We start from the raw sequence: 23395 nt of genomic DNA on the forward strand, positions 1-23395 counted from the left end.
GATAATTATTATCACTACAATTCGCAAAATTGTTAAGGACCATAACAATAACTCCATAGTTGCTGCTATTTGATGAACTCGAGCATATCAAGGTGGTAAGGGAAATATTATTCAATTCAGGAATTCTGTCACATGGCGCATATCAAAAGCCGAAAACATCATTACAAGACTTCATTGGTCGCACTTGCTGCAACTTTGCCACTGATCACTCATGCGGATAACACCACCAAGGAAGGAGTTATTCAGCTTCCAGAAATTACGGTTAAAAACAAAACTGTAAGTGAATATAAAGTAGATCAATTAAGCTCTGTTAAATCTAGCCAAGCTTTGGTAGATACGCCACAAACTGTTTCGATTATCAACAAAAATTTATTAAAAGAACAAGGTGCGACTACCTTGGTTGAAGCTCTGCGTAATACACCAGGAATTACCCTGCAACTGGGTGAAAATGGCAATACCAGTGCTGGCGATGCCTTCCAGATGCGCGGCTTTTCAACTCAAAGCTCTACCTATCTGGATGGCATTCGTGACCTCGGCGCTGTGAGTCGTGATGTATTTAACCTGGAACAGGTAGAAGTCGTAAAAGGCCCTGCGGGTGCCGAAGGTGGACGTGGTACAGCATCCGGTTATGTGAATCTGGTCAGCAAGCTGCCTCATCTGGAAAACAGCCGTGAAGTGTCTGCAACCTATAACACGGCAGAACATACACGCCTTGCTACCGACATTAATCAGGTCATTAATGACAGCATCGCCATTCGCCTGAATGCGATGGGACAAGATGGCGGTGTGGAAGGACGCGATTATATCGAAAATAAAGGTTGGGCTATTGCTCCTTCCATTGCCTTTGGCCTGGATAGTGATACTCGTTTATATCTTTACTCACAACATATTCGTCAGCGTAATATCCCGGATGGCGGTATTCCGACTATTGGCATGAAAGGTTTCTGGAATGCAGACCCGCTGATTGCCAATGCAGCTAAAGTAGATCGTGAAAATTATTATGGTCACGCAGATGACCATGAAGATATTGATGCTGACATGTTTACAGCCAAAATCGAAAGTGACTGGGCTGAAAATCTGAAATTTACCAATATTACCCGTCTGGGCAATACCCAGATGCAGCGCACATTGACAGGGATTAATACGATTTCAAGAAACGACTCTACTAATCCTCAAGACTGGACAGTCAGCCGTTCGCGACAAGGGGTAGATCAGGAAAATAAAATTCTAGCTAATCAGAGTACGATCAACTGGAATGTCAAAACTGGTTCAGTAGAACATGATATGGTCGCTGGCGTAGAGCTATTAAAAGAGCGGCAATATTCTAGAACGCTGGCTACACAAATGCCGGGACAACCAAGCAACAGCACCCCACCTGCGAATCTATATCATCCTGACCGTCACCAGAATCTACCGGACCCTGTTTATACGGGTGCATATTCTGATGGCGAAACCCAGACGGCGGCAGCTTATCTTTTTGATACGCTCAAGTTTGGTGAACGCTTCCAGTTAAACGGTGGAGTCCGTATCGACTATTATGATACCAATTACGATGCATTGGGTTACTCAACCGACAGCAATACCTTGGCAGTGACTGAAACTAGAACAGATTTAAAAGCACATGATACTTTATTCAGCTGGAAGCTTGCTGGTTTATATAAGCCCACAGCCTATAGCAGTGTCTATGCCTCTTATGCCAAGTCCCTGACACCTCCAGGTAGCAACAATTTTAGCCTTTCAACTACAGGAGCAAACAGCTCGGCTGCTGATCCTCAAGAAACCCATCATTATGAAATCGGGACCAAATGGGATTTACTGGAGGGTAACCTGGCTTTAAATGCTGCGGTATACCGTACCGAAAATGAAAACCAGTTCACTCAAGACCCGATTACCCGCGAGTCTATTCAGGAAGGTAAAACTGTGGTTAAGGGAGCCGAGCTGGGTGCTGTCGGTAAAATTACCGATGCCTGGAATATTTCAGCTGGCGTAGCCCATATGAAAACCGAGCAAAAAGACCAGCTCAGTGTCAATGCCAATACAGGGGCAATAACCCAGACCAATAGCGTGCGCTGGTCACCTGAATGGACGGCTTCCCTATGGACCACTTATAACATTTCTGGTTTAAAACTGGGTCTGGGCGCGCGGTATGTGGATGAGCAAAAACGTGTGATTACCGATAGTACTGCAACAGCCAATATGCCAAGCATTCCAAGCTATGTGGTATTTGATGCCATGGCCGGATATACCTTTAATGACCGTGCTTCTTTAAACCTGAATGTCTATAACCTGACAGATAAAGAGTACATCAGCACACTGAATAACGGGGGTGGCCGTATGATCCTGGGTCAACCACGTTCAGCAGCTTTAACTCTGAACTATAAATTTTAATTCAGCTTTTATCTCTATCTATCAATATCGTGTATTCTCTTGAATGCACGATATTTTCAATTGCAGGAATGCTTTTAAAATGATGTTACATATCCCGGCAGTATTAAGCAAAGCACAAGTTGCCGAACTGAGACAGCAATTGGATCGCTCAGAACACTGGATGAATGGACAACTCAGTGCCGGGAGTCAGGCACAGAAAATCAAAAAGAACCTGCAGCTGGATTCTTCTTCTGTTCTGTATCAGCAGATTAGCCCGATTATTTTACAGGCACTGAAAAGTCATCATTTAATTACCTCTGCTGCCCTGCCGAAACATATCCTGCCGCCCCTGTTTAACTGCTATCAGGATTCAGGCACCTATGGCAATCATGTGGATAATGCCATTCATTATTCATCCCTACTTGGACAGGCTATTCGTACCGATGTGTCACTGACTTTATTTTTATCTGAAATCGATGAATATGAAGGTGGCGAGCTGGTCGTTGAAGACCAATATGGTTGCCATGAAGTGAAACTGGACGCTGGTGATGTGATTGTCTATCCATCGACCAGTCTGCATCGGGTTGAACCGGTGACTCAAGGCAAACGTATAGCAGCTGTCACCTGGATTCAGAGTATGGTTCGCGAAGATGCCAAACGCAGCATGCTATTTGATCTGGATATGACCATTATCAAACTGCGTCAGCAAATTGGCGATACGGAAGAAGTCCTGCAGCTGACCCATCATTACCACAACCTGATTCGTCAATGGGGTGACTTGTAATGTCGCAGGATCCAATCGCACCACTGACCCAGATTCCCGCCTACTTACAAACCATTGCCGATTATGAAATGGAGGCAAAAAAACATCTGTCCAGTATGGTCTGGGATTATCTGCAAGGTGGTTCTATGGATGAAGTCAGTGTCCGGGATAATTTACAGCAGTTTCAGGATATTCAGTTATTACCTCGAATGTTGAAAGACCTGAGTCAAGGCAGTACTGAAATTGAAATTTTTGGACAGAAATTTCCGCATCCGATTTTCCTGGCACCGATTGGACACCAGCAACAATTTCATCTTGAGGCTGAAGCAGCTTCAGCGCTTGCTGCAGAAGTCATGGGCAGCAATATCATTCTCAGCACTTTTACTAATACCGATATGCGGGCACTCAAGCAGGATAATCCTCGCAAATGGTTCCAGCTTTACTGGCAAGGTGATCGGGAAAAATCTTTGGCTTTGGTGAAAATGGCTGAAGCACACCATTATACGGCGCTGGTAATTACCGTGGATTCACCACATACCGGCATCCGTGATCGTGAACGTCGTGTCTTTTTCCATTTACCGAAAGACATGCAGCACCCGCATACACCAGCACATATTCCCCTGCCAGAATTAAAAGAAGGTGATCATCCGGTCTTTCATGGGCTGATGAAAATTGCTCCGACCTGGGAAGATATTGCCTGGATGGTAAAGCAGACCTATTTACCGGTCATTCTAAAAGGCATCGTGCATCCTCAGGATGCCCAGCTGGCGATTCAGCATGGGGTAAAAGGCCTGATCATTTCCAATCATGGCGGCCGGGTACTAGATACCTGTATTTCTCCACTGATTGCCCTACAACTGATTAAAAAGGTGGTACCAGCAGATTTTCCTCTGCTTTATGATGGCGGTATTCGCCGTGGATCTGATGTATTCAAGGCGATTGCCTTAGGTGCTTCTGCGGTGCTGATTGGCCGTCCTTATATTTATGGACTGGCGACTGCCGGAGCTTTAGGCGTAGCACATGTGATTAAAATCCTCAAAGAAGAATTTGAAATCACCATGGCGCTAATGGGAACAGCCACAGTAGCTGAAATTCAGCCGGGCTGTGTATTGAATAGAATTGAATGATGATATTTATTTGAAAATAAAGATGAAGTTTCAAGAAGTCGGAAGTGCTATGTTCTACTTCTTGAACTATTATTTAAGACAATCCTAAATATTTTATATCTCGATAATTATTATCAATTAAAACTAAACTAGACCTATATTTTATCAATTTATAACAAAAACATAGAGTTAATCCTCCACCCTCTAACCCTTTCATCTATTTTTAAAATTGATTAAATTTTATTCATCGCCAATATCAATTCAGAAAGGATAGCAACGATAACAATAATAATTATTATTTGCGAATCCAAACTTAAAAATAAAAAAGAACTATGATGAGCCAGATAAAATCTCGTAAAAAAATCGTTTCTTCAGCAATCATTTCTTCCCTTTCTCTTGCATCCGCACATGCAATTGCCCAAGAAAACGTGGTGCAGCTTGAAACCATCCGTCAGGAAGTGCAAATGGAAGCTGTGCCAGGTTTAAAAATCGATCAGTCGGCAAATAGCAAATTTGTTGCCCCTCTCCTGGATACCCCGAAATCTGTGGTTGTGATCCCTCAGCAACTGATTGAAGATACCCAGGTTACCACCTTGGCAGATGCTTTGCGTACTGTGCCGGGGATTACCCTAGGCGCGGGAGAAGGTGGTAATCCAAATGGGGACCGGCCTTTTATTCGGGGTTATAACTCGGAAAGTTCGATGTATGTGGATGGTGTACGGAATTCGACTTCACAAAACCGGGAAATGTTTGCCGTTGAGCAGGTTGAAGTCACCAAAGGTTCTGCCTCTGCCATGGGCGGCGCTGGCACCACTGGCGGCAGTATTAACCTGATTTCAAAAGTGGCGAAACAGGGAGATGCACTGGAAGGTTCTGTTGCGGGTGGTACAGATATGTATGCACGTATCACTTTAGATGCTAACAAGGACTTCGGCAATGGTATGGCGGCTCGTGTCGCAGTCATGGGCCATCAGAATGAAAAAGCGGTTCAGCATGACGGTGCGGAATATAAACGTGCGGGTATTGCACCTAGCTTCAGTTTTGGTCTGGACAATGCAACGCGTGGTACTTTGAGTTATTACTATCTAAAAACTGATGATATTCCAGACTCAGGCATTCCCTATAACAATCCGTTTGGGGCACCTACTGGAAATAACCCTGATAACCGGCCATTAAATGGCAATGGTAAACCGATTAACGTCAAACAAGGGCAGTATTATGGCTGGAAAGATCGTGATTTCCAGAAACAGGAAAACCAGATTGGCACCCTCAAGCTGGAACATGATCTAAATGACAATTTAACCTTTAGCAATACTGCGGTATTTAACCGTTCTAAAAATGACTACCTATGGACCAATCCTGACGATTCACGCGGAAACTTCATTTTAAATGGTAATGTCTGGGCTCGGGCCAATTCACGTATCGCAGATACCGATACCTTTACTGATTTGCTAGCTTTAACCGGTAAATTCAACACCGGTATCATCCAGCATAGCTTTAATCTGGGTGCAGAATATTCGGATCAGGATACTGAGCGTACTCAATATATTATTAACGGTCTGAATGCGACTGGCAGTTCCTATGCAGCCTGTGGCACTCCTGCCAATATTGTCTTAGGTTGGTGTACTTCTGTTGATAACCCTGACCGGAGTCCCTGGACGGGAACGATTAGTACGGATGGTGCAGACAGTTATCATATTGAGACCAAATCCAAATCGATCTACTTCCTGGACAGCATCGAACTGCATCCGCAATGGATTGTGGATCTGGGTGTGCGCTGGGATGACTATAAGACCCAGCAAATCTTGACCTATGGACGATTCAATAATGCGGTGACAGGTGCCAACAATACGCCGATTACAGCCGTTCCAGGTGATCAGCTCACCCTTGAAAATGAAGATGACTTTATTAACTATCAGGCCGGTCTGGTCTTTAAGCCAAGAGAAAATGGCAGTATTTATATCAGCTATGCCACTTCTTCAAACCCGGTTGGTATCGATGGCGGTGATGGTTCCGAAAGTATTACTGTAGCTATTGAAAATTTAAAACCGGAAAAAGTCCGCACCATGGAACTGGGAACTAAATGGGATCTTCTGGAAGACAAACTCAATTTGACCGCCGCCATTTTCCGTACTGAAAAAACCAATACCCGTTCAACCGATGCTGATGGTACTACCCGTAATATCGGAGAAACTCGTGTTGATGGAATTGAGCTAGGTATCAATGGAAATGTCACTGACAAGTGGGCAATTTCTGCAGGCTACACTTATCTGGACAGTGAAATCGTTGACGATGGTACTGCTACTAATGATGGTAATCAGGTGCAGAACGTACCGGAAAACAGTGCAACCTTATGGACAACCTATCAGGTCATGCCTCAGCTGACACTGGGTGCCGGTGCGGTGGCAATGGACAAAGTGTATGGCAATGCTACCAATACCAAATTCGTGCCAGGTTATGTCCGTTACGATGCCATGGCGCGTTATCAGGTCAATTCAAATGTAGATCTACAGCTAAATGTGAATAACCTGTCCGACACACGTTATTTTACCAAAGCCTATTCTTCCCACTATGCCACTGAAGCCGAAGGCATCAGTGCTGTATTAGGCCTGCATTTTAAATACTGAGCTAGCCAATTATCATCAGATTCAGGGATAGTCTGAATTCATCAGGCTGTTCCTTATTTTTTCACCAGAATAATCTCATTTATAGATTGTTCAAAACTTCTCAATAAAGTTATCATATAAAGAAATATTTTAGCCATATTGCTTAATCACAGAAAAATCCAACAAATTTAAAATAGATCAAAGAAATATTTTCCCAATTAATAACTTTATAAGAAAATCTTTTTTAAGATACGACTAAAATCCATAGAAAAAGCAAAAACTTTTCACGTTTTCTGGACTAAAATTTAATTATAGGTTCACCATGCAGGTGTCTGGTCGATCCTGATGATCAAGACTTTAAAAAATACAGGATTGATCTTATTTATCCACACCTGCCTGTAAACGAATATATAGACAAAATCTATACTGTAGACTGAGCAACTGCTGCACCAAGCGAGTCTGCCAGGCTACCTAAGGAGCTCTCTCATGATGTTGGCTGATCCAAGTAAAAAATACCGTCGCATGTATCAACGTGTGGACTTACCAGACCGTCAATGGCCGAACAATGAAATCACTAAAGCGCCAATCTGGATGAGTACTGACCTGCGTGATGGTAACCAGGCGATCTTTGAGCCAATGAACATCGAGCAGAAGTTCAAAATGTTCCAGATGTTGGTGAAAATCGGTTTCAAACATATTGAAATTGGCTTCCCGTCTGCATCTCAAATTGATTTCGACTTCACCCGTAAATTGATTGAAGAAGGTCATATTCCGGATGACGTTTATATTGAAGTATTGGTTCAGGCACGTGATCATTTGATTGCACGTACCTTCGAATCTTTACAAGGTGTAAAACGCGCAATTGTGCATATCTATAACTCGAACTCACCGACCTTCCGTCAAAAAGTGTTAAATGTGGATGTTGAAGGTGCGAAACAGTTAGCGATCAATGCAGCGCAAAAAGTAAAAGAATATGCAGCGAAACAGCCTGAAACTGAATTTATCTTCCAGTACAGCCCTGAATGTTTCTCTGCAACTGAATTAGAAGTCGCGAAAGATGTCTGTGATGCAGTGACTGAAATCTGGGAAGCATCTCCGACCAACAAAGTCATCTTGAACTTGCCGGCCACTGTCGAAGTCTCTACACCAAACGTGTATGCCGACCAGGTGGAATGGATGCACCGCAACATTGAGCGTCGCGACGGCGTGATCATTTCAGTTCACTGTCATAATGACCGTGGCTGTGGCATTGCAGCGTCTGAATTGGCGATTATGGCGGGTGCTGACCGTGTCGAAGGTTGTGTATTCGGCAATGGTGAACGTACCGGTAATGTGGACGTAGCGGCAATTGCCTTAAACATGTATACCCAAGGTGTTGCACCAGAATTAGATTTCTCGAACATTAACGAAATCATCGCGACTGTTGAAGAATGTACCGGTTTGCCTGTACATCCACGTCATCCATATGCGGGCGATTTGGTGTTTACAGCGTTCTCAGGTTCACATCAGGATGCGATCAAAAAAGGCTTCGAATTCCAGAAAAACCAAGAAATCTGGGATATGCCGTACTTGCCAATCGACCCAAAAGACTTGGGTCGTGACTATGACGCCGTGATTCGCGTGAATTCACAGTCAGGTAAAGGTGGTATCGCGTACTTGTTAGAATCGAACTATAACGTGACTTTACCACGTCGTTTACAGATCGAATTCTCGCAAATCGTGCAGCAAAAAACCGATGAAGATGGTACTGAGATTTCAGCACAAGCGATCTGGACCTTATTCAAAGATACCTATGTTGATGCCAAAGATGCACACTACGCTGCCAAGAACTATAAATTGTCAGATGAAAATGGCAACCAGGTGATTGAGCTAGATGTTGAAGTCAATGGTGAAACTCAGCGCTTACGTGGTGAAGGTAACGGTCCAATCTCTGCGATTTTGGATGCATTACAATTGCCAATTGACGTGTTGAACTATGAAGAACGTAGCATCAGTTCTGGTGCACATGCCAAAGCCTTGGCATTGGTTGAACTGCAAGTGAAAGGTACCGGTAAATCCGCCTTTGGTGCTGGTGTCCACGACAACATTGTGACCTCTTCAATTGAAGCGATTATCGCATGTACCAACCGCCTGATTGACCAGGGTGTGTTAAGCACTGAACAGGTGATTGCTGCTGCCGTCTAGACACGGTATTAGAATTAGCGATAATTCATAGCATGGCAGAGTAAAACTTGAAGTGCGACATAAACCACCTAATTAATTTAAAGGGTTTATGGAGTATATAAAATTGTCATACCATCATCTTAACTTTGAAGATCGTACTGCATTAATGCTTGAGTCAAGAAAAGAAGGCTTTTCAGCCAGAAAATTTGCTGAACTCATTAAAAGACATCCTAGTACGATCTATCGTGAGCTTAAAAGAATAGCATCAATGACGTTTATCAAGCTCGATATGCTTCTGATAACACCTTCGCTAGACGTAGACGTGGTCACAGAAAACTCAAAATCGATTCAATCCTCTGGAAATTTATTGTTGAAGCGATCCGTTGTTTATGGTCTCCTCAGCAAATAGCAAAGCGTTTAAAGACATTTCCTGATTTGGATCAAACAATGAATGTAAGCCATACAACGATTTATTCAACGATACGAGCATTACCCAAGGGTGAGTTGAAAAAAGACTTATTATCCTGTCTGCGTCATGAAAATAAAAAGCGAAAAGCTAACGGTGAACCTAAAAAAGATTCTATATTACAGGATATTAAAACTATTCATGAGCGCCCAGCCGAAGTTCAAGAAAGAAAAATACCGGGTCATTGGGAAGCTGATTTAATTAAAGGTAAAGACAATAAAAGTTCGATAGCAACACTTATTGAACGAAATACACGGCTCTGTATCTTGGCAACATTACCTGATGCAAAGGCAGAATCAGTGCGCAAGGCTTTAACTGAAGCTCTGAAATATTTACCTGCAGAACTGCGTAAAACGTTGACCTATGACCGTGGACGCGAGATGTCAGAACATAAAATACTCGAAGAAGATTTAGGCATAGATGTATATTTCTGTGACCCACATTCACCTTGGCAAAAAGGCACATGCGAAAATATGAATGGTTTAATTAGGCAATATTTACCTAAAGGGATTGATTTAAATCAGGCAGATCAGCATTATTTAAATCAAGTTGCCATGTCACTGAATACTCGTCCTAGAAAGGCGTTAGATTGGCTTACACCATTAGAGAAATTTGCTCAGCTTGTTGATTATCATATGGCTTTTGAAACTGTCGCACCTCATGTTTGAATTCGCCCACTAAAAAGACTTTAGAAGGATACCTGCAAATGGTATCCTTTTATTTATTCATACTAAAGATTTAAGGCGAATCATTCCCGTGTCTTTTCCAGCTGACTCAGTGGGCCTTGTTGTCCCACAAAAGTTCCAATTCGAACAGCCGTTAGAGCTTGAATGCGGTCGCATCCTCCCCCGTTTTGAACTGATGGTTGAAACTTATGGCGAACTCAATTCCGATAAGTCCAATGCCATTCTGATTTGTCATGCCCTTTCCGGTCATCATCATGCTGCTGGCTATCATCATGAAGATGATAAAAAACCAGGCTGGTGGGATGCCTGTATTGGTCCAAACAAGGCAATTGATACCAATAAATTTTTTGTGGTTGCCCTGAATAATATTGGTGGCTGTAATGGTTCAACAGGTCCAACTTCTCCGAACCCTGAAAATGACAATCGCCCTTATGGTCCTGATTTTCCTCTAGTGACTGTACGTGACTGGGTGAAAACCCAAGCCATGCTGTCTGACCGTCTCGGCATTGATGTGTGGTATTCCGTCATCGGTGGTTCATTAGGTGGTATGCAGGCATTACAATGGTCGGTAGATTATCCAGATCGTCTGCAAAAATGTGTGATTATTGCCAGCGCACCTAAATTATCTGCACAGAACATTGCCTTTAATGAAGTCGCACGTCAGTCAATTCTGTCAGATCCGGATTTCCATAATGGCCGTTATCTGGAACACGATAGTTATCCAAAACGTGGGCTGATTCTGGCACGTATGGTCGGTCATATCACCTACCTGTCTGAAGAAGCCATGAAGCAGAAATTTGGTCGTGATTTAAAATCCGGTAAATTTATGTATGGTTTCGATGTGGAGTTCCAGGTCGAAAGCTATTTGCGCTATCAAGGTGAACAATTTAGCCGGAACTTTGATGCCAATACTTACCTGATTATGACCAAGGCGCTGGATTACTTTGATCCTTCACGTGAATATCAACTGTCATTGGTAAAGGCAATGGCCCAAACCAAATGTAAATTCCTCGTGGTCTCTTTTACAACTGACTGGCGGTTCTCGCCTTCACGTTCTGTTGAAATCGTAGACGCCTTAATTACCAATAATAAGCCTGTCAGCTATCTGGATATTGATGCTGAGCAAGGCCATGACTCCTTCTTGTTCCCGATTCCACTGTATGTGAAGTCATTGCGTGCCTTCCTGGGTGGTGAAGAACTGTTAAAATCAACCCCGAAGGAGGCTGTGTAATGCGTATTGATCAACAACTGGCAGAACGTTGGATTAAACCGGGTTCACGCGTCCTAGACCTTGGCTGTGGCGACGGTGAATTACTGGCTCATATGAGCAAAAAGTACAATATTCGTGCATACGGATTAGAAATTGATCAGGAAAAGATTGCAATTGCAGTCAGTCGTGGGTTAAATATCATCCAGCAAGACTTAAATCTGGGATTAAGTCGTTTTGCAGACCAGTCTTTTGACTATGTTGTCATGGCACAGGCTTTGCAAGCTGTAGATGCACCGGACGTTTTATTGCGTGATATGGTGCGAGTGGGTAAACAGGCGATTATTACTTTCCCAAACTTTGCGCACTGGAAGACTCGTTCTTTCCTGGCACTAAAAGGGAAAATGCCTGTTTCGGAAGCTTTACCCTATATGTGGTATAACACACCGAACATCCACTTATGTACTTTCCGTGACTTTGAAGCACTTTGCGCGGAAAATAACATCAAAATTATTAACCGACTCGCTGTAAATGGGAATCAACAAGGCAGCATGCTCAGCAAGCACCTCCCTAATCTGTTTGGTGAAGTCGCAATTTATCGAGTGAGCGCTCTATGAAAAAATTATTACTAAGTACGACGCTACTGGCTGGACTTTTTAGCTTTCAGGCCCAAGCAGACTATGTTGCTCCAACGCCTTCTGTCGCAAGTCAGGCCGCACAATATTCTATCATGGACATTAATAGCCTGATTAAGGCAGCGAAGGCAGGACAGCCAGGTGCACAATTCTATTTAGCAACCAAATACCAGTATGGTAAAGACATTCAGAAAGATGAACGTCAGGCTTTTGCCTGGTATAAAGCAGCAGCCGATCAAGGTCTGGCAGTTGCTCAATTGAATGTAGGCCGTATGCTGGCAGATGGTATTGGCACCAAGAAAGATGAAACGCTGGCTCGCCAGTACTTTGAAAAAGCAGCCAGCCGTGGTGATAATCGTGCCAGCTTTAACCTGGCGATGATGGAAGAGAAAAAGAAAAACTATATGGGTGCTTACCAGTGGTATGAACTCTCTACCCGTGACGGCATGCTGGACAATAAAGTGATTACTTTATCTGAAGGCAAGAAAACTGCATTGGCAGCCAACTTGACCCAGGAACAGATCCGTCAGGCACGTGATCGTGCTGACAGATGGATTCAGGCACAATAAGCTGAATGGTATAAATAGCACCTTCGGGTGCTTTTTATGGCCTGAAAACTGTAGCAAGTTGCTACACTACATATATGTAATTTGAAAGATGAGTAATTGATATGGCTTCAACTGACTGGTTATCCCAAGGCACACTGGTACTGGCAAGTAATAACAAGGGCAAGATTGCAGAATTTGAAAAGATGTTTGCAGAACTCAAACTTCCAGTTGAAGTTATTCCTCAAGGTAAGCTGCATATTGAAGACGCAATTGAAGATGGTTTGAGCTTTGTTGAAAATGCCATTATCAAGGCGCGTCATGCCTCACGTATTTCTGACAAACCTGCGATTGCTGATGATTCAGGGATTTGTGTACCAGTTCTGGGCGGTGCACCTGGGATTTACTCTGCACGTTATGCGGGTGAACATGGTGATGATGCAGCGAACAATGAAAAACTACTGGCTGACCTGAAACCACTGCGTAACGACGGTGAACCGATTGAAGGCATGTTTGTGTGTGTACTGGCCTTAGTTCAACATGCCGAAGACCCATTACCACAAATCTTCCAGGGCATCTGGAAAGGTGAGATCTTGGAAGCAGCCCGTGGTGAAAATGGCTTTGGCTATGATCCGCTGTTCTGGTTACCTGAACTGGGTATTGCGAGTGCGGAAATGAGCAAGGAAGAAAAAAATAGAATTAGTCACCGTGGTCAGGCAATGCAGCTATTTAAAGCGAGTCTGGAAAAGTAAGTTTCATCTCTCATGGCTCCCTCTCCCGTTGGGAGAGGGCTGGGGTAAGGGATTTAAAATGCATCTTATTCTCTCTCGGGGAAAAGGACTTTTCTGATATTTTTATAAACCCGGCACCAACGCATGCACCACCACTCCATATACGCCGATCAAGATCGCACTGGCAATCGTTCCTGAAGCAATATATTTCGCTGAATAACCCGTACCTTGATAATGGGTTTCCAGTGCCACAATATTAGCTGCGGGTGGAAGCAGGAAGTACATCATCATCACGGCATATGTCAGGGCTTGATGTGGAATCGGTAACAAGAAATAAGCCCCTGCTGCCAGACCTAGAGCCAGCACAAAACGACCGCTGATCAAGATCAAGCTGCGTTTTAAATCACTCAGTTGAATCCTGACTTTACTCAGCCACATCCCCAGAATACACATACCGGCAAAAGTCACCAGAAACTTGTTCGCGGCATAGCCCCATTGAATCATTGGATGTGCTTCATAGGCACTAAAATCCCAGAAAGACAGAATCGCTGCAATAGAAAGCGCAATCACTGGCGGGGATTTCAGCATATTTTTAATAATGAATTGGGGAGCCTGTTTTTCAGCACTGACTGCCACTACTGCACTGACATTGCCAAATAAGGAACCACCAATATAAAGAGCAACAATAGTATTTAAGGCATCCGGACCAAATACAGCTAAGGCAAAAGGAAAGCCAAGCCAGACCCCATTTAAATAACTAAAACATAATGCCCGCAATTTATCTTTGGAGAAAAGAAAGAACAGGCCAAACAGAAACAGTGAGCTAAAGATACTAAAACCGATCAGCCACAGACTGCCCGACTTATAAAACACCATGTTGTAAATGACAATCAAGGGAATCAAAAGACGTGCCAGCAAGGCCGCCATGAATGGACGGATCGACTTTAAATAATGAACGCCCCAGAATCCAATCAGAAATGAAATAAGCGGAAGGAGCAATGCCATAGGAAAGCTGAAAATGCGTAGATAGATGGGCTTTATCCTATCATACCTATCTGTTTTCAGAGTTCACTGTTTAAACTGATCTTTTTATAAATATCATCACCAATACTGTTATTTATGAAGTGATCGGAATGACTTGCACAACGACCTGCCCTGCGGTTTCACCCTGCTGGGATTTTTCCAGCCACTGCCATTCATCGGTTTTCATTCGCAGGAAATTAGAACAGCGCGTGCCATACACTGGACTTTGAATAAAGGTTGAAGACAACAACTGTTCCAGTTCATGTGAAATCCCGGTCTTCGGCAACAACTCCGGAATGATCTTGCGTTCATCTTCCAGAATATCCCAGACGGCATAATAAAGATCCGACTCAGGTATATCTGGATGCTGCATCATGGGCAGGAATTCCTGGGTAAAACGCTTACGTAAGTGACGGGTTTTTTCCCAATGCTCAGTCAGCAAGCCATTGGATACCACATATACACCGTGCGCCAACACTTGCGGTGCTTCACCACGGTTGCTCATATAGACCGCCTGCTCTCGATCGCCGACAAACAGGTTAAAGCCAGCATAATCACATTGACGTTTTTCTAGTTCTTGAGCAAACCGGATAGGTGTCAATTCAGATTCCAGAAAATGCTGAATGATATGTCCACGTGAAGTTGGGTAGTTATTCTTGTCATTACCATCCCTGAAATTGGTAATCACTGCCCATCGTCCTGAAGTAGTTATACCCATCCAGGTACCACCAGACTGCAGATCCTGACCTGCAATAATTGGGCTATTTTGCCAGGCATGCAGGGCGGCTGTCGGACGCTGATAAAACTCATCCCGGTTTGAAATCAGACAAAGTGGCGTGTCATCCAGTACACGCCAGGCCAAGGCAACGATACACATAATTGATGCTCTAGATCTTTACACATTGAATGTACAACATTTTTCCCAAGTTTAGGCTAAAATCAGCACAAAACAGAAAGACAAAGGAAGATGCATGCTCAACTATCCCAATATTGATCCTGTAGCGATTTCGCTCGGGCCATTGCAGGTCCACTGGTATGGACTGATGTACCTGATGGCATTTTTATTTGCCTGGGGACTGGCGACGTATCGCGCTAAACAACGCGGCTGGACATCAGATATGGTCTCGGATTTAATCTTCTTCGGGGCGCTTGGGGTGATTATCGGTGGCCGTGTTGGTTATGTATTTTTCTACGGTTTTTCCCAGTTTCTGGCAGACCCATTGTGGCTGTTCCAGATCTGGACAGGTGGCATGAGCTTCCATGGCGGTTTCCTCGGTGTAATCCTGGCGATGCTACTCTGGTGTAAAAAATACAACATGACCTGGTTCCAGACTCTGGACTTTATCGCGCCGTGTGTACCGACCGGTCTGATGTTTGGCCGTATTGGTAATTTCATCGGCGGGGAACTGTATGGTCGTCAGGTGACTGACCCAAACTTTGCTTTTGGCATGATTTTCCCAACCGATCCACTCCAACTGGTTCGTCATCCATCACAACTGTATCAGGCACTTTGTGAAGGTCTGATTCTGTTTATTGTACTGTGGTGGTTCAGCTCTAAACCTCGCCCACGTATGGCAGTTTCTGCGCTGTTCCTGATTGGTTACGGTCTGGCACGTTTCATCGTCGAATTTTTCCGTGAACCGGACAATGGTCAATTATTTATTGGCTGGATGAGTAAGGGGCAATTCCTCAGCCTGCCAATGATTCTGATTGGCCTATGGATGATGTGGTATGCCTACCAGAAAAAAATTTATGACTGGGGTCCACAGAAAAACGTATAAGACATCCTGAACATATTGCGAGGCATCTGCCTCGCTTTTTTATATCTGAAATATGCTAAAGTGCAGATCAACTCTTTTGAATCTTCACGGTTGCCATGCTTGAATACTGGTTTAATCCGCAAATTTCTGTCATTAAAAAATTACTGATTTTTATCGTGATTGCCGTACTGACAGCAGTACTGTACTGGATAGAACCTTTACCGCTGGATGCGATTCTGATGTTCGCCGGTACTGGAATTATTTTCCTGATCTGCCGTTATTGCAAAATTCATTTTGCTGCAAAGAATCCGACAGGCTTGTTCTATCGCATACTGACCTGGATTCCAATTGCCCTATTATTGGCATTAGTCTTTATGAATATGAAGGATGGCGAGATCCTGGTTTCAGGTGGGCAGGGCATTGGCTTTATGGCGATTGCCATCTGCCTGTTTTCACCACTGTCTTTAATGCATAAAAACACGGACACTCCACCGCCTCATGCTTAATTACTGGTATTCCGAACGCTGCACACGCCAGATCAGGCTGATCATCTGTATCGCCACCTGTGCAGTGATTTATTACGCTTCTACCTTTGCAGAACTAAATACAATATTTGTCGGCATCAGTCTGGCAATTGGGATGCTTAGTCATGGCTTACGTACAGTCGCCTTGAAACTGCCTGAGCAGAATCCCTATCGGGAAGGTTTTACACGACTGTTTTTCTGTATTCCGCTGATTGCCCTGATCACCCTGTTTGGCTATCTGCCTGAACAGCACAAGATAGCTTTAGGCATTCAATGCATTGGCTTCAGCGCGCTTGGATTATTTATCCTGTCTATTTACGGGAATCGTGCGAAACGCTTCGAAGATTGAACCATTTCGCAAATGCTACTTTTAACTTCTAACTTAAAGGTGAGAATCCAGGCGGTAATAAGTGTATTTCACATCAGAATTACGATAAACCGCATAACCTGACTGTCTGAAATCCGATACCCATGCAGAACCTGAGTATGCTGCAATATGCCCGTACTTATGCTTGGAAGTCCGGTCAATGATATAGATATCACCCTTTTTCGGACGGTCAAATGACAGGTTGATTTTACGGTAGCCCAATTTCTGTAAGGTGCCGCCCCAGTCAGCTGCAGCTACAGGATGATTCACAATTTTTGCACCTGAAGATTGCAAACCGATACGAATACTGCGCGCACATTTCTGTGTACTGGTACTACGGGTAATGCCTTGCAGATAACTGGTGAATTTTTCAATATTAAAACGCTGGCCATTCATCGCACTAAAAGTCTTGCGTGATTCAGAACTTGTATTACGAGCTGATTCAGAGCTGTTACGCTGAGGCTGACGTTTAGAATTTTGTCCCGACTGGGAACGAATTATGACGTTCGCTTGAACAGGAGCATGAACTTCACTCATATTCACTTGATGATCATAAATCATATTAAACCAAGTACTCCTCGCCCTTAAGCAGGCGTTCATATCTTTTGAAAGGCCCAAATACTAGCCCCATTAATGTTATTTTTCACGTTCAAAATGTAAATAAATTTATCAATATTTAACTGATTAAATGTAAACCATTATTCTGTATAGAATTATTTAAATCTATTAAGTTATAAAAATTTTTATTATTAAGTTTTATTGAATAAAAAATTAATTAATAGACATATTTTTAAGCAATAAATTATAAAAATATGACTAGATTCCGACCTACTTAACACTTCTTGTATATGCTCTACCCATTCCCATCCCATTGAAAACAAACACAACATTTCACTACATGATTACATCTTTTCTTTAGCAGCCTCATGTTTAGACTGATTGAGCACAAAAAATAAACTGAAATAAAACGGAGAAAATAATGAATCATGATATCCCTACCGTTTCAAATTTTGATCTCACCAAATATTTAGGCACCTGGTATGAAATTGCCCGCCTCCCAATAAAACATCAACCTGAAGACAGCACTGATATTTCAGCTGTTTATAGCCTGAATGAAAGTGGTAGCGTACGTGTTCAGAACCGTTGTCTGGATGGTGATGGCAAGCTGGATGAATCCATTGGTGAAGCAACGATTGTAGATGCGGCCAATGCCAAACTTGAGGTCAGTTTCCTGCCAGAAGGTTTACGCTGGGTGCCATTTACCAAGGGAGATTACTGGGTATTAAAGCTGGATGCTAGTTACCAAACGGCTTTGGTCGGTGAGCCAAGCATGAAGTATCTGTGGCTGTTGCATCGCACTCCCACCATTGATGAAGCAACCAAACAGGAATATCTGGCTTATGCACAATCGCTCGGTTATGACTTGTCTGATCTGATTGACACAGTACATACCGGCAAGCCAACAGCTTAAAGCAGACGATAAAGAGGCATCCATTATGGATGCCTTTTTTATTGCCTTTTCTCCCTCCTCCAGTCACCTTCCCGGCGATGTGGAACTGCGAAAAAAAATGTTATGATGAGCGCAATTTTAAATTGCTCAGTTCAAATAAAAGCAATTTTTCAACGGATTTTAAGAGAGACTTATGCGCCAATACCTTGACCTTTTACAACATATCCTCGACAACGGCGGCGATAAAGGCGACCGTACCGGTACTGGTACACGTTCGGTATTTGGTCATCAGATGCGCTTTGATCTTTCCAAGGGTTTCCCTCTACTAACTACCAAAAAAGTCCACTTCCGCTCAATCGTGATTGAACTATTGTGGTTCCTCAAAGGCGATACCAACGTTCAATATTTGAAAGATAATAAAGTCAGTATTTGGGATGAATGGTCAACTGCAGAACAGACTGCACGTTTTGGCCGCCCAGAAGGTGAGCTTGGTCCTGTATACGGTCATCAGTGGCGTAACTTTGGTGCCACAAAAAATGAAGATGGCAGCTATAAAAATGATGGTTTTGATCAGATCAAATGGTTGGTGAATGAGATCAAAACTAATCCAAACTCACGTCGCCTGATTGTGTCTGGCTGGAACCCGAACGAAGCAGGTCAAGTGGCACTGCCACCTTGTCATACCCTGTTCCAGTTCTTTGTACATAATGGCAAGTTATCTTGCCAGCTGTATCAGCGTAGCGCTGACGTGTTTTTAGGTGTCCCGTTCAATATTGCCAGCTACGCCCTGCTCACTCATATGATCGCACAAGTCTGTGAGCTTGAGGTCGGTGATTTTGTCTGGACAGGTGGTGATACGCACCTGTATGCCAACCACTTTGAACAGGCCAAACTTCAGTTGAGTCGTGAGCCTTTAGGTCTATGTCAGTTAAAACTGAATCCTGAAATTAAAGATCTGTTCGATTTCAAATTTGAAGATATTGAAATTGTCGGTTATGAATCCCATCCGGGAATTAAAGCGCCTGTCGCGGTTTAATTTTTCTCAAACCCAAGAAAATCGAAATCCCACTTTGCTTAAAGTGGGATTTTGCATTTTAATAGGAACAATTTTTACTTGTTTTTGAGTGTGGGTATGGCATTTCAGGATTTAGAAGTCGTTCATGTCGTTGCAATGGATCAGCAGCGCTGTATTGGTAAGGACAATGACCTGCCTTGGCATATCTCAGCAGATCTAAAACATTTTAAGGAAATCACCCAGGGCGGTGTAATTGTGATGGGACGTAAGACCCTTGAATCCATGGGACGTGCCTTGCCTAAACGTGTCAACTGGGTCATTACCCGTGATACAGACTGGTCTTTTGAAGGTACTAAAGTCGCACACACGATTGAAGATGCCTTGAGCCAAGCTGTTGCAGATGTAAAAGCATCAGAAAAACCGGAGTCTATTTATATTATTGGGGGTGGTGAAATCTTCAAACAGACAATGAGTATTGCTGACCGTCTGGAACTGACCCATGTCGAACTGGATGTACAAGGTCATGCCTTCTACCCAGAAATTCCTGCTGAATTCAAAAAAGTTTTTTCCGAACAACATATCGACGACAAAACCGGGATTGCTTTTGAGTTTGCAACTTATAGAAAATGAAGAATAATTTTTAATTAAAGATTCAATTATGCATACACAGGGAAATCCTGCACCTCACTGGCTATTCTGGTTACTGAATGCAGTATTTACCCTGTTTGTCATCGCATCAAGTCTATGGCTGTGCCTTGCGATTTGGGTACAGCAACCCTTAGGCATGATTGGCAGTTCTGTGCTGATTGGTCTTTGGATTGTTTTAGCCTGTGCAGTTCTCGGCATTTATTTTAGCCGTCATCTGATTTCACGTGGTGTAGATACCCTTCTTTATATTCTGGCTTTTCTGTTTAGCCTGTTCTGGTATTTCAGCCTGGACGCTCGTCAGGACCGGGAGTGGAATCCTGAAGTTGCCCGTATTCTCAGTTATGAACAACAAGGCGATCAAGTCACCTTACATAATGTGCGTAATTTTGTCTGGCTGCCAAATGGGAAATATATTGAGCGCTGGGAAAGTCGCAGCATCAATTTAAATCAGATCACCGGGGTCAATGTCATCACCTCTTACTGGATGGGACCGCATATTGCCCATACCTTGGTGAGTTTTGACTTTGCTGACCAGAAGCCACTGACCTTTTCGATTGAAATCCGTAAGGAAAAAAATGAAGATTTCTCTGCTATCGGCGGCTTCTTCCGCAAGTTTGAGCTGAGTCTGGTGGCGGCCGATGAACGGGATATTATCTATACCCGTAGCAATATTCGCGGTGAGCAGGTATATTTTTTTCCGATTAATATGCCACAGGCACAAGCCAAGGCGCTTTTCAAAGAATATCTCAACAAGGTGGATGATCTGGCTCAACAGCCGAAGTGGTATAACACTCTAACCAGTAATTGCACTACCCTGGTGTTTGATATGGTTCAGGCTGTTTCCCAGAAACCATTACCAACAGATTATCGCCTGCTGGCGTCGGGTTATTTGCCGAATTATATGTATGACCTGCAAGCGCTAAATCAGGGTTGGGACCTAAGCACCTGGTATGCTCGAGCGCATGTAAACCCACGTGTCAAAGAATTTGCTCAGGTCAGTAGTGAACAATTTTCCGTTCTACTGCGGCAAGGATTACCTGCGCCAAAAGCAGAATAGAACCTATCTTCCCGGGAACCCGAAGATACAAATTGTATTGGTATCATTCTATTTTTTCTGTTTATATACAGTAATGTATCAAAGAAAAAGAGTAAGCCCAATGTTAAAAAAAGTGACCACAATTGCAATGTTCGTTTCAGCGCTGGCAATAACAGGCTGTCAAACCACACCAGACCAGACCTCTTCCCAAGCGGTTGAAAATCTACAGCAACTTCAGAACCGCACCTGGATTGTCACTCACATTGGCAGTACAGAAATCACCACTGCACCTACCACACGTAATATCCCAAGCCTGCAATTTGATGCTGCCACTCAGCGTGTTAGCGGTGCCGATGGCTGTAACCGCATTATGGGCAGCTATACTGCCGGCAAAGACACTTTGAATCTTAGCCAGATGGCGGGTACAAAAATGGCTTGTCTGAACAATGACAATCTGGATCAGGAATTTAATGAAGCCCTGGCTAAAGTAACCCATTATCAGGTTTTTGGTAAAACCCTGAAGCTGCTCGATAGCTATGGCAACCCAGTCATCCAGCTGGCAAGTCCGGTACAACCGCGCTAAAGCTTAAATAAAAAGCCTGTTTTTACAGGCTTTTTTCTATTTGATATTTACAGCGTAGAATAGAGACAGAAACTCGGAATTAAGGACAAGATTATGCAACAGGCGCTATTTGGTGGTGGATGCTTTTGGTGTACCGAAGCGGTATTCCTGCAAATTCGTGGTGTCAGCAAAGTTGTTAGTGGCTATGCCGGCGGACATACCACTCATCCAACCTATGAAGAGATTTGTAATGGTGATACCAACCATGCAGAAGTGATTCTGATTGATTTCGATGAAACCCAGATCAGCTTTAAGCAATTGCTGGATGTATTCTTTGCCACTCATGATCCAACAACGCTCAATCGCCAAGGCAATGATGTCGGTACACAGTATCGTTCTGTCATCTACTATCTGAACGAAGAACAGCAACGGCAGTCACAAGAAACTATTGATGCACTGAAGGCTGAAGGTTTAAATGTAGTCACTGAACTCAGTCCTGCTCCGACCTTCTATCCAGCTGAAGATTATCATCAGAACTTTTTTGCCAAAAACCCAAGTCAGGGTTATTGCAACTTTGCCATTCCCCCAAAGCTCAACAAGCTACGTGCCAAATTTGTAGAACTGTTGAAGTAAAGCAATATTGTCATAAAAAAAGCGACCATCTCAGGTCGCTCTTTTTGATCTTGGAAAAATCAGTTATCGGTTGCAAAAGCAATATCGGTGAGTCCGGCTCCACTCGCGCGTGACATCACTTGAGCAACGGTGTCGTAACGTGATTCTTTATCCGCCTTCAATACAATCGTTGGCTGACGCTCTGCCTGCCCAGCTTCATTGAAACGGGTTTCCAGCTGTTCCAGGCTAAGCACATCACCATTCCATGCCACATCACCCTGAGAGTTAATGCTGATGGTAATGTTCTCTGGCGGAAGATCAATAATTTCCGCAGTCGTTTGTGGCAAGGTTAATGGAATTGATGGGTTCGCAACGGTCGCTGTCACCAGGAAGATGATCATCAATACCAACATAATGTCGATCAGGGGAATGAGGTTCATCTCATTCATGCCTGTATCGTTGTCTTCACCCAGTTGAAAAGCCATTAAACTTGACCTCCCACTAAACTGTCTTGTGCAACTTTAGTTTCAGCTTTCTTGGCAGATCCCTGTTGCAGCATCGTATCAATCAATAAGCTATGAGCATGGTCTTGTAGTTCATGCGATAAACCACGGTTAAAACGTACCGCGATGTTATAAGCCAATACAGCTGGAATCGCCACTGCCAGACCCAGACCTGTCATGATCAGTGCTTCACCTACGGGTGTTGCCACCTGAGCCAGACCTGCCTGACCGCTCTTACCCACTGCTACCAGTGCATGGAAGATACCCCATACTGTACCGAATAAACCAATGAAAGGTGAAATCGATGCGATGGTACCCAGAACTGACACACCTTTTTCCGCATTGGCTTTTTCAGCTGCAATCTGGCGTAGCAATGCTTGTTCAGCTACGGCTTTGCGTTGTTCAAAGCCCAAAGGCGCCATTTTTGATTTCAGTTTATCTAGGGCATCAGATAACTGTGCATAAGCCACTTGCTTGAGTTGGCGCGTACCGAGTAAACGCAGTACAAAGATCGTCCATGTCGCAATCGACATTGCCAGTAACACAAAATAAAGTGTTTTACTGACTGCATCAGCATGTTGCCAATAAACTGAAAAGTTCATATTCGAACTCCTAATGGG

At 43.6% G+C, this 23395-nt stretch carries 23 protein-coding genes and 1 pseudogene; 19 read left to right on the plus strand and 5 right to left on the minus strand.

Going from position 1 to position 23395, the window contains the following annotated elements; genetic code table 11:
* Positions 1-132: 132 nt before the first annotated feature.
* The 10 genes and pseudogenes from HADU_RS00430 (at position 133) to rdgB (ending at position 13296) form a co-directional block, all read left to right on the plus strand.
* Positions 133-2388, plus strand: a complete 2256-nt coding sequence (locus HADU_RS00430; protein WP_008302023.1) for a catecholate siderophore receptor Fiu — start codon at positions 133-135, stop codon at positions 2386-2388.
* A gap of 79 nt (positions 2389-2467) precedes the next feature.
* Entirely contained in the window at positions 2468-3151 is a 684-nt protein-coding gene (locus HADU_RS00435; RefSeq protein WP_008302025.1) for a Fe2+-dependent dioxygenase, read from the plus strand.
* The gene (locus HADU_RS00440) at positions 3151-4257 is read left to right on the plus strand and encodes an alpha-hydroxy acid oxidase (protein ID WP_008302027.1); all 1107 of its coding nucleotides are present in this window, start codon (positions 3151-3153) and stop codon (positions 4255-4257) included. The genes HADU_RS00435 and HADU_RS00440 overlap by 1 nt, the downstream gene beginning before the upstream one ends.
* 314 nt (positions 4258-4571) lie before the next feature.
* Entirely contained in the window at positions 4572-6863 is a 2292-nt protein-coding gene (locus tag HADU_RS00445; protein ID WP_034591947.1) for a TonB-dependent receptor, read from the plus strand.
* Positions 6864-7328: 465 nt separating this feature from the next.
* A complete protein-coding gene (leuA, locus tag HADU_RS00450; RefSeq protein WP_008302031.1) occupies positions 7329-9026 on the plus strand; it encodes a 2-isopropylmalate synthase in 1698 nt (565 codons plus the stop codon).
* Between the two features lie 145 nt (positions 9027-9171).
* Positions 9172-10139: pseudogene (locus HADU_RS00455) on the plus strand (IS30 family transposase).
* A gap of 88 nt (positions 10140-10227) precedes the next feature.
* Positions 10228-11388 carry a homoserine O-succinyltransferase MetX gene (gene metX, locus HADU_RS00460; protein WP_008302033.1) on the plus strand — a complete coding sequence of 387 codons (1161 nt, stop codon included), beginning with the start codon at positions 10228-10230 and terminating at the stop codon, positions 11386-11388.
* Positions 11388-11981, plus strand: a complete 594-nt coding sequence (gene metW, locus HADU_RS00465) for a methionine biosynthesis protein MetW (RefSeq protein WP_004813222.1) — start codon at positions 11388-11390, stop codon at positions 11979-11981. Before metX ends, metW begins: the two co-directional genes overlap by 1 nt.
* Positions 11978-12568 (plus strand): tetratricopeptide repeat protein, encoded by a 591-nt coding sequence (locus tag HADU_RS00470; protein ID WP_005220896.1) that lies wholly within the window; start codon positions 11978-11980, stop codon positions 12566-12568. The genes metW and HADU_RS00470 overlap by 4 nt, the downstream gene beginning before the upstream one ends.
* 101 nt (positions 12569-12669) lie before the next feature.
* Positions 12670-13296: an RdgB/HAM1 family non-canonical purine NTP pyrophosphatase gene (gene rdgB / locus HADU_RS00475; protein WP_008302036.1), complete on the plus strand. Its 627-nt coding sequence runs from the start codon at positions 12670-12672 to the stop codon at positions 13294-13296.
* Between the two features lie 102 nt (positions 13297-13398).
* On the opposite strand, the gene HADU_RS00480 is transcribed toward rdgB, so the two are convergent.
* Complete coding sequence (locus HADU_RS00480) at positions 13399-14280, minus strand: permease (protein ID WP_008302038.1); 882 nt, start codon at positions 14278-14280, stop codon at positions 13399-13401.
* A gap of 112 nt (positions 14281-14392) precedes the next feature.
* Entirely contained in the window at positions 14393-15175 is a 783-nt protein-coding gene (locus tag HADU_RS00485; RefSeq protein WP_008302041.1) for an NRDE family protein, read from the minus strand.
* 94 nt (positions 15176-15269) lie between these two features.
* On the opposite strand from HADU_RS00485, the gene lgt reads away from it, so the two are divergent.
* From lgt to HADU_RS00500, 3 genes are all read left to right on the plus strand, one after another.
* Positions 15270-16079: a prolipoprotein diacylglyceryl transferase gene (gene lgt / locus HADU_RS00490; RefSeq protein ID WP_004813235.1), complete on the plus strand. Its 810-nt coding sequence runs from the start codon at positions 15270-15272 to the stop codon at positions 16077-16079.
* Positions 16080-16174: 95 nt separating this feature from the next.
* Complete coding sequence (locus HADU_RS00495) at positions 16175-16564, plus strand: hypothetical protein (protein WP_005220888.1); 390 nt, start codon at positions 16175-16177, stop codon at positions 16562-16564.
* The gene (locus HADU_RS00500) at positions 16557-16931 is read left to right on the plus strand and encodes a hypothetical protein (protein WP_008302043.1); all 375 of its coding nucleotides are present in this window, start codon (positions 16557-16559) and stop codon (positions 16929-16931) included. Before HADU_RS00495 ends, HADU_RS00500 begins: the two co-directional genes overlap by 8 nt.
* Positions 16932-16964: 33 nt before the next feature.
* Here HADU_RS00500 and HADU_RS00505 read toward each other — a convergent pair whose 3' ends face one another.
* On the minus strand, positions 16965-17510 hold the full coding sequence (locus HADU_RS00505; protein ID WP_004813242.1) for a hypothetical protein: 546 nt from the start codon (positions 17508-17510) through the stop codon (positions 16965-16967).
* A 418-nt stretch (positions 17511-17928) separates the two neighbouring features.
* Between HADU_RS00505 and HADU_RS00510 the strand changes: the two genes are divergently transcribed.
* The 6 genes from HADU_RS00510 to msrA all read left to right on the plus strand — a co-directional run bounded on the left by HADU_RS00510 (position 17929) and on the right by msrA (position 22293).
* A complete protein-coding gene (locus tag HADU_RS00510) occupies positions 17929-18420 on the plus strand; it encodes a lipocalin family protein (RefSeq protein WP_008302046.1) in 492 nt (163 codons plus the stop codon).
* 172 nt (positions 18421-18592) lie between these two features.
* The gene (gene thyA, locus HADU_RS00515) at positions 18593-19435 is read left to right on the plus strand and encodes a thymidylate synthase (RefSeq protein ID WP_005220875.1); all 843 of its coding nucleotides are present in this window, start codon (positions 18593-18595) and stop codon (positions 19433-19435) included.
* Positions 19436-19531: 96 nt separating this feature from the next.
* Entirely contained in the window at positions 19532-20044 is a 513-nt protein-coding gene (gene dfrA44 / locus HADU_RS00520) for a trimethoprim-resistant dihydrofolate reductase DfrA44 (RefSeq protein WP_004813248.1), read from the plus strand.
* Positions 20045-20072: 28 nt separating this feature from the next.
* Positions 20073-21119, plus strand: coding sequence for a DUF4105 domain-containing protein (locus HADU_RS00525; protein ID WP_008302048.1), 1047 nt, complete (start codon positions 20073-20075; stop codon positions 21117-21119).
* Positions 21120-21219: 100 nt separating this feature from the next.
* Positions 21220-21681, plus strand: a complete 462-nt coding sequence (locus tag HADU_RS00530; protein ID WP_008302050.1) for an META domain-containing protein — start codon at positions 21220-21222, stop codon at positions 21679-21681.
* 93 nt (positions 21682-21774) lie between these two features.
* The gene (msrA, locus tag HADU_RS00535; RefSeq protein ID WP_008302052.1) at positions 21775-22293 is read left to right on the plus strand and encodes a peptide-methionine (S)-S-oxide reductase MsrA; all 519 of its coding nucleotides are present in this window, start codon (positions 21775-21777) and stop codon (positions 22291-22293) included.
* A gap of 59 nt (positions 22294-22352) precedes the next feature.
* On the opposite strand, the gene HADU_RS00540 is transcribed toward msrA, so the two are convergent.
* Positions 22353-22757 (minus strand): ExbD/TolR family protein, encoded by a 405-nt coding sequence (locus tag HADU_RS00540; protein WP_005220866.1) that lies wholly within the window; start codon positions 22755-22757, stop codon positions 22353-22355.
* Entirely contained in the window at positions 22757-23377 is a 621-nt protein-coding gene (locus HADU_RS00545) for a MotA/TolQ/ExbB proton channel family protein (protein ID WP_008302054.1), read from the minus strand. The genes HADU_RS00540 and HADU_RS00545 overlap by 1 nt, the downstream gene beginning before the upstream one ends.
* Positions 23378-23395 lie beyond the last annotated feature (18 nt).

The sequence above is a fragment of the Acinetobacter sp. HA genome, from assembly GCF_000264725.1.
GTDB classification, from domain to species: Bacteria; Pseudomonadota; Gammaproteobacteria; order Pseudomonadales; family Moraxellaceae; genus Acinetobacter; species Acinetobacter schindleri.

Bases quoted from the DNA above. Each gene is read 5' to 3' on its own strand.
- msrA (WP_008302052.1), top strand. From the start codon at position 21,775: ATGCAACAGGCGCTATTTGGTGGTGGATGCTTTTGGTGTACCGAAGCG.
- HADU_RS00435 (WP_008302025.1), top strand. From the start codon at position 2,468: ATGATGTTACATATCCCGGCAGTATTAAGCAAAGCACAAGTTGCCGAA.
- HADU_RS00530 (WP_008302050.1), top strand. From the start codon at position 21,220: ATGTTAAAAAAAGTGACCACAATTGCAATGTTCGTTTCAGCGCTGGCA.
- HADU_RS00480 (WP_008302038.1), bottom strand. From the start codon at position 14,280: ATGGCATTGCTCCTTCCGCTTATTTCATTTCTGATTGGATTCTGGGGC.
- leuA (WP_008302031.1), top strand. From the start codon at position 7,329: ATGATGTTGGCTGATCCAAGTAAAAAATACCGTCGCATGTATCAACGT.
- metW (WP_004813222.1), top strand. From the start codon at position 11,388: ATGCGTATTGATCAACAACTGGCAGAACGTTGGATTAAACCGGGTTCA.
- HADU_RS00525 (WP_008302048.1), top strand. From the start codon at position 20,073: ATGCATACACAGGGAAATCCTGCACCTCACTGGCTATTCTGGTTACTG.
- HADU_RS00485 (WP_008302041.1), bottom strand. From the start codon at position 15,175: ATGTGTATCGTTGCCTTGGCCTGGCGTGTACTGGATGACACGCCACTT.
- HADU_RS00440 (WP_008302027.1), top strand. From the start codon at position 3,151: ATGTCGCAGGATCCAATCGCACCACTGACCCAGATTCCCGCCTACTTA.
- HADU_RS00445 (WP_034591947.1), top strand. From the start codon at position 4,572: ATGAGCCAGATAAAATCTCGTAAAAAAATCGTTTCTTCAGCAATCATT.
- dfrA44 (WP_004813248.1), top strand. From the start codon at position 19,532: ATGGCATTTCAGGATTTAGAAGTCGTTCATGTCGTTGCAATGGATCAG.
- HADU_RS00505 (WP_004813242.1), bottom strand. From the start codon at position 17,510: ATGATTTATGATCATCAAGTGAATATGAGTGAAGTTCATGCTCCTGTT.
- HADU_RS00430 (WP_008302023.1), top strand. From the start codon at position 133: ATGGCGCATATCAAAAGCCGAAAACATCATTACAAGACTTCATTGGTC.
- HADU_RS00510 (WP_008302046.1), top strand. From the start codon at position 17,929: ATGAATCATGATATCCCTACCGTTTCAAATTTTGATCTCACCAAATAT.
- HADU_RS00470 (WP_005220896.1), top strand. From the start codon at position 11,978: ATGAAAAAATTATTACTAAGTACGACGCTACTGGCTGGACTTTTTAGC.
- HADU_RS00545 (WP_008302054.1), bottom strand. From the start codon at position 23,377: ATGAACTTTTCAGTTTATTGGCAACATGCTGATGCAGTCAGTAAAACA.
- HADU_RS00495 (WP_005220888.1), top strand. From the start codon at position 16,175: ATGCTTGAATACTGGTTTAATCCGCAAATTTCTGTCATTAAAAAATTA.
- rdgB (WP_008302036.1), top strand. From the start codon at position 12,670: ATGGCTTCAACTGACTGGTTATCCCAAGGCACACTGGTACTGGCAAGT.
- HADU_RS00500 (WP_008302043.1), top strand. From the start codon at position 16,557: ATGCTTAATTACTGGTATTCCGAACGCTGCACACGCCAGATCAGGCTG.
- thyA (WP_005220875.1), top strand. From the start codon at position 18,593: ATGCGCCAATACCTTGACCTTTTACAACATATCCTCGACAACGGCGGC.
- lgt (WP_004813235.1), top strand. From the start codon at position 15,270: ATGCTCAACTATCCCAATATTGATCCTGTAGCGATTTCGCTCGGGCCA.
- HADU_RS00540 (WP_005220866.1), bottom strand. From the start codon at position 22,757: ATGGCTTTTCAACTGGGTGAAGACAACGATACAGGCATGAATGAGATG.